The following is an 8,182-nucleotide window of genomic DNA, read 5'->3' as shown; positions in this document are numbered from 1 at the left end:
CCACACCCCCGCCGACCACTCCCCCGCCCACCACGCCGCCGCCGACGACTCCGCCGCCGGCCGGGGCCTGCTCGGCGACGTACCGGGTCACCGGCCAGTGGGCCGGCGGGTTCCAGGGCGAGGTGCAGGTGACCGCGGGCGGTGGGGCCGTCAGGGGCTGGTCGGTGACCTGGACCTACGCCGACGGCCAGCAGGTCACGTCGGCGTGGAACGCCACCGTGACCACCAGCGGGACGCGGGTCACCGCGCGCAACGCCGCCCACAACGGGGCGCTCGGGGCCGGGGCGAGCACTACGTTCGGCTTCCTCGGCTCGTGGTCCGGCACCAACAGCACACCGACGCTCACCTGCACGACCGTGACCTGATCCGCACCGGAACCCCGGCCGGGGCCGCGTCCCACTCCCTCCGGGCGCGACCCCGGCCGGCCCGCGCCCACGCTCCGGGGGGGGGCGCTCCGGGCGGGGCGCCGGGGCGCGGCCCGGGTCAGACGAGGCAGTTGACGATGTCGGCGATCGAGCGGCGGCGGCCCGTGTAGAACGGGATCTCCTCCCGGACGTGCCGGCGGGCGGCGGAGCCCCGCAGGTCACGCATCAGGTCGACGATGCGGTGCAGCTCGTCGGCCTCGAACGCGAGCATCCACTCGTAGTCGCCGAGGGCGAACGAGGCGACCGTGTTGGCCCGCACGTCGGGGTAGCCGCGGGCCATCTTGCCGTGCTCCGCGAGCAGCTCGCGCCGCTCGGCGTCCGGCAGCAGGTACCACTCGTACGAGCGGACGAACGGGTAGACGCAGAGGTACGGCCGCGCCTCCTCGCCGGCGAGGAACGCCGGGATGTGGCTCTTGTTGAACTCCGCCGGGCGGTGCAGGGCCATCTGGGACCAGACCGGGGTGAGCGCCCGCCCCAGCGTGGTGCGCCGGAACCGCAGGTAGGCGTCCTGGAGGGCGTCGCTGGACGCGGAGTGCCACCAGATCATCAGGTCCGCGTCGGCGCGCAGGCCGGAGACGTCGTACGTGCCGCGGACGACCACGTCCTTGCCGGCCAGTTCCTCGAAGAGGGCCTCGACCTCGCCGGTGACGTTCTCGCGCAGCGACGGGAGCGGGCTGCTGGCCCGGTACACCGACCACATGGTGTAGCGGATGCTGGCATTGAGCTCCCGCAGCCGGGCCGCGTTGGTCTGCTCGGTCATGTCCCCGATCCTCCCAGTGCTGTGATGATCTCTTCGGCCGCCGTCTCGCCGGAGCGGACGCAGACCGGGATGCCGACCCCGTCGTACCCGGCGCCCGCCAGGACGAGCGTCGGGTGGTTCGCCCGCAGCACGGCCCGCGCGGCGGCCACCCGGTCGGCGTGCCCCGGGGTGTACTGCGGCAGCGACCCGCCCCAGCGCTGCACGTGCCCGGCGACCGGGGCGGGCAGCGACACACCGAGCACCGCCGACAGCTCCCGGTGCACCGTGGCGGCCAGGTCCTCGTCGGTGCGCTGCACCTGGCGCTCCTCGCCGTACCGGCCGACGGAGGCGCGGACCAGTGCCAGCCCGTCGGCCCGGCGCAGGTGCCCCCACTTCGTGGTGAAGAAGGTCGACGCCTTGATCAGCAGGCCCTCGGTGCTGGGCACCAGGAAACCGGACAGCTCCGGCAGTCGCGGCTCGGGCAGCGCCAGGGTGATCAGCGCGACGCTGGCGTAGTCCAGCCCGCCGACGTCCGCCGCCGCCTCCGGGGCCCAGCCGGCGAGCAGCCGGGCCGCCGGTCGGGCCGGCACGGCCAGGACCACGGCGTCGACGTCGGCCAGCTCCGGGTCGCGGGTCGGGCCGACGGTCAGCCGCCACCCGGCCCCGGTCGGGGTCAGCTCGCGTACGGCCGCGCCCCGCCGGACGGTTGCCCCGCTGGCCGCCGTCGCGGCCTCGACCAGCGTGCTCAGCCCGCCGGCCAGGGTGCCGAAGACCGGCGCGCCCGGCGCCCGGGGGGCGGCGGCCTGCGCGGCGCGCACCGCGCCCACCAGGGTGTGCTCCACCCGGGCCGCCCGGGCCAGCGCCGGCATCGTGGTCACCAGGGACAGGTCGTCGGCCCGGCCGGCGTACACGCCGCCGAGCATCGGGTCGACCAGCCGGTCGACCACCTCGTCGCCGAACCGGGCCCGGACCAGCGCGCCGACCGGGACGTCGTCGTCCGCGCCGAGCAGCGGCCGGCCCGCGTCGACGTCGGCGTCCGCCGCCGGGCGCGCGACCGCGGCCACCTTCTCCAGGTCCCCGGGTACGCCCACCAGCGTGCCGCCGGGGATCGGGCGCAGCCCGCCGTCCACGACGAGCGCGGCCTGCCCGACGGTGGGGTGCACGATCCGATCGCCCAGGCCGAGCCGGCGGACCAGGGCCACGGCGGCGGACTCGCCCCCGGCCGGGTCGCGCATGAGGAACGACTCGGCGCCGAACTCCACCGCCGAACCAGCCAGCTCGCCGGTGCGCAGCTTGCCGCCGAGCGCGCCGGACTGCTCGTAGACGGTGATCTCGGTGTCGGCGGGTGCGCGGTCGCGCAACCGGACCGCCGCGGCCAGCCCGGCGATGCCGCCGCCGACCACCGCCACCCGCCACGGCGCCCGCATGCCGCTCAGCCCCGGTCGGCCGGCTGGGCGGACAGCTCGTGCACCAGGGCCACCACCCGCGTCAGCACGTCGGGGTCGGTCTCCGGCAGCACGCCGTGCCCCAGGTTGAACACGTGTCCGGGCGCGGCCCGGCCCTGCGCCAGGATCCGCCGCACCTCGCCCTCGACAACCGGCCACGGCGCGAGCAGCACGCACGGGTCGAGGTTGCCCTGCACGGCCTTGTCCGGGCCGATCCGGCGGGTCGCCACGTCCAGCGGCATACGCCAGTCGACGCCGACCACGTCGGCGCCGGCCTCGCCCATCGCCCCGAGCAGCTCGCCGGTGCCCACCCCGAAGTGGATGCGGGGCACGCCCGCGTCGGCCAGCCCGGCGAGCACGGCCGCCGAGTGCGGCTGCACGAAGTTGCGGTAGTCGGCCTCGGAGAGCGCGCCGGCCCAGGAGTCGAAGAGCTGCACCGCGGAGACCCCGGCGGCGATCTGGACCCGCAGGAACGCCAGCGTCACCTCGGCCAGCCGGCCGCAGAGCGCGTGCCAGAGCTCCGGCTGGCCGTACATCATGGCCTTGGTCTTCGCGTGGGTCCGCGACGGGCCGCCCTCGACGAGGTAGCTGGCCAGGGTGAACGGCGCGCCGGCGAAGCCGATCAGCGGGGTGTCGCCCAGCTCGGCGACGAGCATCCGGACCGCCTCGTCCACGTAGGAGACGTCGTCGCGGGTGATGGGCCGGATCCGCTCCACGTCGGGCAGGGTGCGGACCGGCTCGGCGACCACGGGGCCGGTGCCGGGCACGATGTCGAGATCCACCCCGGCGGCGGCGACCGGCACCACGATGTCGCTGAACAGGATCGCGGCGTCGACCCCGTGCCGACGTACCGGCTGGAGGGTGATCTCGGTGACCAGCTCGGGGCGGCGGCAGGACTCCAGCATCGCCACGTTGGCCCGGATCTCGCGGTACTCCGGCAGTGACCGGCCGGCCTGCCGCATGAACCAGACCGGGGTGTGCGGGACGGGCAGGCGCCGGCAGGCCCGGACGAAGGGAGAGTCGGCCGGTCCGCCGGGGCGGGGGTCTTCGTCTCGGGCGTCGTCGCCCGTCGTGGTGGTGGTCATCGCGGCCATCGTGCCACGCGGCGCCTTCGCGACAGCGGGCAGCGCCGCCTTTTGTGACCCCCGTCAGCCCGGCGGCGACGGCGCCCCCGGCGGCCCCGTCCGCCGTGGGCGTGGGGCCGGCGTCACCGGGCCGCGGGACGGCCGGCACCGGCGCGCCGTTTCCGGCGATGGCCGGTCGCCGGGCATAGGCTGCCGGCATGGCCCCCCCGACCGCGCTCCCCGAGACCTTCGCCCGCGCGGTCGCCGGGCTGCGGTCCGCGGCGCCCCGGCCGGAGATCGTGTTGGAGGAGGTCGGCGCGCCGCAGCGCCTGGCCCCGTACGCCTTCGCGCTCTCCGCCGCCGTCGTGCGCGACGGCGACGAGGTGGCCTCCGGGCGGCTGATCCTGCTGCACGACCCGGCGGGGCACGAGGCGTGGCAGGGCACCCTGCGGCTGGTCACCTACGTGACCGCGGAGTTGGAGGTCGACCTGGCCGCCGACCCGCTGCTGCCCGGGGTGGGCTGGACGTGGCTGACCGACGCCCTGGACGCGCAGGACGCCGGTCACCGCGCGATCGGCGGCACGATCACCCAGACCATGTCGACCCGGTTCGGCGACCTGGCCGGGCCGCCCGCGGCCGGCGACATCGAGATCCGCGCCTCCTGGACCCCGGTCGACGACGACCTCGCCCCGCACCTGCTCGCCTGGTGCGCGCTGCTGGCCTCGACCGCCGGGCTGCCCCCGCCCGGGGTGACCGCGCTGCCGGAGCGTCGCCCCGCCGGCGCGGCCTGACCCCGCGACGGGTCACCTCAGAGGTAGCGCTCGGCCTCGTTGCAGATCTTGTCCATGCCCTGGACGGCCCTGTCGTAGGCCGCCTTGTTGCCGTTCGCCGCCGCGGCGAGGGCCGTGGTCAGCTTGTCGAGGCAGTTGGCGATGACCTTCTTCTGCCGGGCCTGCTCGTCCCGGTCGTTGCGGGTGCCGGTGAGGTCCTGCTCGGTGTCGTCCAGCTTGTCCCGCACGGCCTGGAGGTCGGCCTTGAGCTTCTCGATCTCCTTGCCGTTCGCCGCGATGGTGCCGTCCCGCTGGCTGACCTCGCTGGCCATCTTCTTCTCGGTGCGGCCCAGCTCGTTGTTGGTCGACACGAACAGGCCGGTCATGACCCCGCCGAGGACGAAGAGCAGCCCGGCCACCACGGCCAGGACCAGCACCTTCCGGCTACTGCCGGCGCCCGCCGCGGGAGCGCCGAAGGGCGGGGCGGAGCCGGGCGGGGCGGACATCGGCTGCCCGAAGGCCGGCCCCGACGCCGGGGGCACGGACATCGGCTGCCCGAAGGCCGGCGGGACGGAGACCTGGCCGGCGGGAGCCGGCGTGCCGTAGCCGGAGCCGGCCGGCGGCGCCGACTGCGGGTAGCCCGCGGACCCGGCCGGCGGCGCCGACTGCGGGTAGCCGGCGCCGGGCTGGGCGCCGTACTGCTGCGGCGCGGCCTGGTCGGGAGTGTGCTGGCGGGGGGTGCCGTAGGTGGTGCCGTACGGCGCGCCGCCCGACGGCGGCTGACCGGGCGCGGCCGGCGGCTGCGAGGGGTACGGCGGCGGGAAGCCGCCCGGCCCGGTCGGTGGCTGGGACATGTCGTTCTTCCTCCACGTGAGCTGGTCGCGGCGACAGTGGCCGCCGGACCGGGTGGGTACGGTGCGAAAGCTGACCGGGTCAGCAGATCTTGAAGCCGTCGCAGGCGACCTTGATCGGCACGGCGAGGCCGATGCCCTCGGCGTCGCGGGCCTTGGCGGTGGCGATGCCGACCACCTGCTTGCTGCCGTTGATCACCGGACCGCCGGAGTTGCCGGGGTTGATCGGGGCGTCGAACTGGATAACCGGGCCCTCCCCGCCCCCGGCCTGGCGGAAGGCGCTCACCACGCCGGTGGTGACGCTGTCCTCCAGGCCGAGCGGCGCGCCGACGACCACGATCTGCTGCCCGGACTTCACGGCGGCGGGCGCGGCGACCAGGCCGGTGAACTTGCCGGTGGTCCGCAGGTGGGCGACGTCGTTCGCCTCGTCAACCCGGACGATGGTCGCCGGAAAGCGCTGGTCGGTGCGCTCCAGGAAGACCTCCCGCTCACCGGTCTCCCAGAGCGACTCGACCACGTGGTAGTTGGTGAACAGGTTGGTGCCCCCGCCGGCGGCCGGCTTGCCGATCGCGAACGCCGTGCCGGTGGAGTTGCCGGCCCGGACCCGGAACACGCTGGGCAGCACCGCGCTGGCGACGGCCTCCGGGTTGAACGCGGCGCCGGCCTGCTTCTCCAGCGCCTGCGTCCGGTTCTCCAGCCCGTCGAGCCGGGTCCCGTCGCCGGCCTGCGCCGCGTCCAGCCGGCGGTCGGTGTCACCGAGCCGGTCGGAGAGCCGGTGGATCTGGTACGCCTGGACGCCGGTCACCACGGCCAGCAACCCGGCGAGCACGAGCGCGGTGACGGTCAGCCAGCGGCCGCGGGGGGCCGGCGCGCCGGCCTGGACGACGCCGGCCGGGTACGGCTGGGCGGGCCCGCCGACCGGCGGCTGCCCGGGAACCGACGACTGACCGGGCACGGAGGACTGCCCGGGGACGGACGGCTGGCCGGGATTGCCCGGGGACGGCTGCCCGGCGGCAGGGGGCCAACCGGCGCCCGGGGTGGTGCCGGCAGGCGTCGGGCTGCCCTGCGGCGCCGGCGCGGCGCCGTGCCCCCAGCCGGCGGGGGCGGCCGGCGCGGCGCCCCACTGGCCCTGCTGCGGCGGCGGCGACCAGGTGGCGCGCGGCGGCGCGGCGGGAGCCTGCCCCGGGGCGTGCTGCGGGTACGCCGGCGCGGCCGGCTCGATCCGGGGCGGCAGGGGCCCCGGCCGGTGACCCCCGTCGCCCGGCCCCGCCGGGCCCGTGTCCGCCGACCCGTAGCCAGCAGTCATGATCGCCTTGCCCTCCCCGTAGACGCTCCGCAGTGTGCGCAGTGCCCGATGATGCCGCACCGGCGCAAACGGCTCGATGGACCGTACCTGCGTGAAGGGGGTTTGTCTTCCCCGATGTCCGGCTCGCGGAAGGACCCGCCCGGTCGTCCCACCGACACACACCGGACCGGCTGCACGCGCCGGATCGCGTCGCGCACTAGGGTTGTCAGGTGACCGACGAACCACCCCTGCGCCGTCGGGCCGCCGAAAGCCGTACGGGAAACGAAGCACACCGCCCGCCGTCGGCCCGGCCGGAGCCGGAGGACGCGGGGACCGAACCGAACGCCGACGGGCCCGTACCGCTGACCGCGCCACGCGAGGGCACACCCCAGCCGGCGGCCACGCCGGACGAGCTCGCCGAGGTCGTGGCCCGCTTCGCCGCCGGCACCGGCCCGGTCGCGCTCGACGCCGAGCGGGCCTCGGGCTACCGCTACAGCCAGCGGGCCTACCTGGTGCAGCTGCGCCGGGCCGGCTCGGGCACGGCGCTGATCGACCCGCTGCCGCTGCCGGACCTGGGTGCCCTCGACACGGTGATCGGCGAGGCCGAGTGGGTGCTCCACGCCGCCAGCCAGGACCTGCCCTGCCTGGCCGAGCTGGGGCTGCGCCCGCGCCGGCTCTTCGACACCGAACTGGCCGCCCGGCTGGCCGGATTCGAGCGGGTCGGCCTGGCCGCACTGACCGAGCAGCTACTCGGCTACAGCCTGGAGAAGCACCACTCGGCGGCCGACTGGTCGACCCGGCCGCTGCCGGAGTCCTGGCTGACCTACGCCGCGCTGGACGTGGAGATGCTGGTCGACCTGCGCGACGCGCTGGACGAGGAGTTGACCCGGCAGGGCAAGTCCGCCTGGGCCGCCGAGGAATTCGCCGCGCTCGTGCGCACCGGCGCCCGGCCGCCCCGGGTCCGGGCCGAGCCCTGGCGGCGCACCTCGGGCATCCACCGGGTGCGCGGGGCGCGTGCCCAGGCGCGCGTGCGGTCCCTCTGGTACGCCAGGGACCAGATCGCCGCCCGGCGGGACGCCGCCCCGGGGCGGGTGCTGCCGGACTCGGCCATCGTCGCGGCGGCCGAGCTGGACCCGAAGGACGAGAAGACCCTGCTCACCCTGCCCGGCTTCGGCGGGCGCTCGGTGCGGCGGCTGGCTCGCACCTGGCTGGCCGCGCTGGACGACGCCCGGCAACTGCCGGAGGACGCGCTGCCGGTCGCGCCGACCGTCGAGGGTCCCCCGCCGCCGCACCGCTGGGCCGAGCGGGACCCGGTGGCGGCGGCCCGGCTGACCCGGTGCCGGGAGGTGGTGGTCCGCATCGCCGGGACGCACAACCTGCCCCCGGAGAACCTGATCGCCCCCGACTCGGTCCGCCGCCTGGCCTGGGTCCCCCCGGAGGAGGTCACCGAGGAGACCGTGGCGGAGACCCTCCGCGGCCTCAACGCCCGCGAGTGGCAGATCACGCTCCTCCTTCCCGGCCTCACCGAAGCCCTCCAGGACCCACCCCCCGCTCCCTGACCCGCCCCGCCCCGGCCCCCGCGGCGCAGGCCGGGCTGCGGGCC

8 protein-coding genes are annotated in these 8,182 nt (G+C 76.5%); 3 read left to right on the top strand and 5 right to left on the bottom strand.

Annotated features, from left to right (window positions below):
• Positions 1–365: cellulose binding domain-containing protein (locus tag ACSNOB_RS30815; RefSeq protein ID WP_436690841.1), on the top strand; the 365-nt coding region annotated here is incomplete at its 5' end.
• A 118-nt stretch (positions 366–483) separates the two neighbouring features.
• On the opposite strand, the gene hemQ is transcribed toward ACSNOB_RS30815, so the two are convergent.
• The 3 genes from hemQ to hemE are packed head-to-tail and all read right to left on the bottom strand — an operon-like array spanning position 484 to position 3,694.
• Positions 484–1,185 carry a hydrogen peroxide-dependent heme synthase gene (gene hemQ / locus ACSNOB_RS30810; protein ID WP_436690839.1) on the bottom strand — a complete coding sequence of 234 codons (702 nt, stop codon included), beginning with the start codon at positions 1,183–1,185 and terminating at the stop codon, positions 484–486.
• Positions 1,182–2,591, bottom strand: coding sequence for a protoporphyrinogen oxidase (gene hemG, locus ACSNOB_RS30805; protein ID WP_436690837.1), 1,410 nt, complete (start codon positions 2,589–2,591; stop codon positions 1,182–1,184). Before hemG ends, hemQ begins: the two co-directional genes overlap by 4 nt.
• A gap of 5 nt (positions 2,592–2,596) precedes the next feature.
• On the bottom strand, positions 2,597–3,694 hold the full coding sequence (hemE, locus tag ACSNOB_RS30800; RefSeq protein WP_436690835.1) for a uroporphyrinogen decarboxylase: 1,098 nt from the start codon (positions 3,692–3,694) through the stop codon (positions 2,597–2,599).
• 197 nt (positions 3,695–3,891) lie between these two features.
• Here hemE and ACSNOB_RS30795 point away from each other — a divergent pair, with 197 nt between their 5' ends.
• A complete protein-coding gene (locus tag ACSNOB_RS30795; protein ID WP_436690833.1) occupies positions 3,892–4,464 on the top strand; it encodes a DUF3000 domain-containing protein in 573 nt (190 codons plus the stop codon).
• Positions 4,465–4,481: 17 nt separating this feature from the next.
• Here the strand turns inward: ACSNOB_RS30795 and ACSNOB_RS30790 are convergent, their stop codons facing one another.
• Positions 4,482–5,297, bottom strand: a complete 816-nt coding sequence (locus tag ACSNOB_RS30790) for a hypothetical protein (RefSeq protein ID WP_436690831.1) — start codon at positions 5,295–5,297, stop codon at positions 4,482–4,484.
• Between the two features lie 79 nt (positions 5,298–5,376).
• A complete protein-coding gene (locus ACSNOB_RS30785; RefSeq protein WP_436690829.1) occupies positions 5,377–6,600 on the bottom strand; it encodes a trypsin-like peptidase domain-containing protein in 1,224 nt (407 codons plus the stop codon).
• Positions 6,601–6,809: 209 nt separating this feature from the next.
• On the opposite strand from ACSNOB_RS30785, the gene ACSNOB_RS30780 reads away from it, so the two are divergent.
• The gene (locus ACSNOB_RS30780) at positions 6,810–8,138 is read left to right on the top strand and encodes an HRDC domain-containing protein (RefSeq protein WP_436690826.1); all 1,329 of its coding nucleotides are present in this window, start codon (positions 6,810–6,812) and stop codon (positions 8,136–8,138) included.
• Positions 8,139–8,182: the final 44 nt, after the last annotated feature.

The sequence above is a fragment of the Micromonospora sp. URMC 106 genome (genome assembly GCF_051386395.1).
Classification (GTDB): Bacteria; Actinomycetota; Actinomycetes; order Mycobacteriales; family Micromonosporaceae; genus Micromonospora.
This window is presented reverse-complemented; position numbering and strand designations above follow the sequence as displayed.

Bases quoted from the DNA above. Each gene is read 5' to 3' on its own strand.
- ACSNOB_RS30795 (WP_436690833.1), top strand. From the start codon at position 3,892: ATGGCCCCCCCGACCGCGCTCCCCGAGACCTTCGCCCGCGCGGTCGCC.
- hemQ (WP_436690839.1), bottom strand. From the start codon at position 1,185: ATGACCGAGCAGACCAACGCGGCCCGGCTGCGGGAGCTCAATGCCAGC.
- hemG (WP_436690837.1), bottom strand. From the start codon at position 2,591: ATGCGGGCGCCGTGGCGGGTGGCGGTGGTCGGCGGCGGCATCGCCGGG.
- hemE (WP_436690835.1), bottom strand. From the start codon at position 3,694: ATGACCACCACCACGACGGGCGACGACGCCCGAGACGAAGACCCCCGC.
- ACSNOB_RS30790 (WP_436690831.1), bottom strand. From the start codon at position 5,297: ATGTCCCAGCCACCGACCGGGCCGGGCGGCTTCCCGCCGCCGTACCCC.
- ACSNOB_RS30785 (WP_436690829.1), bottom strand. From the start codon at position 6,600: ATGACTGCTGGCTACGGGTCGGCGGACACGGGCCCGGCGGGGCCGGGC.